Source organism: Enterorhabdus sp. P55 (assembly GCF_009911695.1).
In the GTDB taxonomy this organism is placed as follows: Bacteria; Actinomycetota; Coriobacteriia; order Coriobacteriales; family Eggerthellaceae; genus Enterorhabdus.
Map to the genome: position 1 here is coordinate 1 of NZ_QWKK01000234.1, position 1,317 is coordinate 1,317.

The window sequence follows — 1,317 nt, forward strand, 5'->3', positions numbered from 1 at the left end:
ACTTTTAGATGCAGGATTTAAAGTCTTAAATTACAACGCTTATTATACTTGGACTAATGTCAAATATTTAGACACAAAATGAGCTATATTTTCTTAAAATAGTTTTCTTCTTTCTGATTTGGAGTTAAACCATTGTTTGCGGAATGAGGATTATAGTTGTTATAAAACTGTTCGATGTATTCAAAGCAAGAGAGTTGAACTTCTTGAATGGAGTGATAAGTTCTTCTGTTTATTTCCCGTTGTTTGAGGTACTTGAAAAAGGCCTCAGTGACAGCATTATCATAAGGATATCCAGGTTTGGAGTAAGAAGCAAGCAATTGATGCTCATCTAATATTTTTCTAAAGGAAGCTGATTTAAATTGGCTACCTTGATCCGAATGAAAAATGATTGGTTCCTTAGGCTTCCTCTTATTTATAGCCATCCCTAATGTGTCACAGGCAAGTTTAGCATCAATCCTGTCACTTACTTTCCAAGCAATACATTTTCTAGAGTAGAGGTCAAGGATGGCGCAGAGATAAACATGCCGTCTATGTCCTATAGAAATATAAGTGAAATCAGTTGTCCATACTTGATTCGGGGACTTAGGATTAAATTCTTGTTTAAGGAGATTATCAGAAGAAAATGCAGGAGAGTGTTTTGATTTAACTCTAGGTTTAATCGTTGACATTTTAGGGAGTGTCATAGACTTGAGAAGTCTTAAGATACGCCCCTCAGAAATATTAACGCCATAATCACGCAGGAGAATAATTTTAAAAGCTCTCGTTCCAATTCTTTTCTTGGCTTTCATATAAATCTCAAGGAGTAATTTTCTCAAGCGTTGATTTTCTATTTCACGTTTTGAGGGCTTCTTGTTTATGAAGTTATAGTAGGTGGAACGATTGACATGTAAAACACGACAGAGCATAACTGTCGTGTGTTCAAATCGGAGTCTATAGACTGCTTTTAATCTCACTTGGAGTTTTGCATGAATATGGCACTTGCTTTTTTTAAGATAAGATTTTCTTCTTCGAGTTGGGCATTCCTTTTTTGTAATTCTTGAATCTGTTTAGCAGTCAAGACCGTATTATCTTCAAGACGAACTTGAGAGTACTGCTTGATCCATTTTGCAAGTGCAGAAGGGGAGACACCATAGTCTTTACAGAGTTCGGATTGAGTTTTACCTGTTTGGTAGAGATTAACGAGAGATTGCTTAAATTCCTCGTCGTAACGTTTAAAACCTGACATAAAAGTCCTTTCATTTTTGTGTCTTAATAGACAGATTATAACACACAATTTTCTGTCCACTTTTATAGTATAGCTCCACTATTCAAGTGTGT

Annotated in this window: 1 pseudogene; it reads right to left on the reverse strand. The window is 35.3% G+C overall.

The window, feature by feature from the left end:
* Positions 1-67 precede the first annotated feature (67 nt).
* Positions 68-1,225, reverse strand: a pseudogene (locus D1643_RS11025) (IS3 family transposase).
* Positions 1,226-1,317 lie beyond the last annotated feature (92 nt).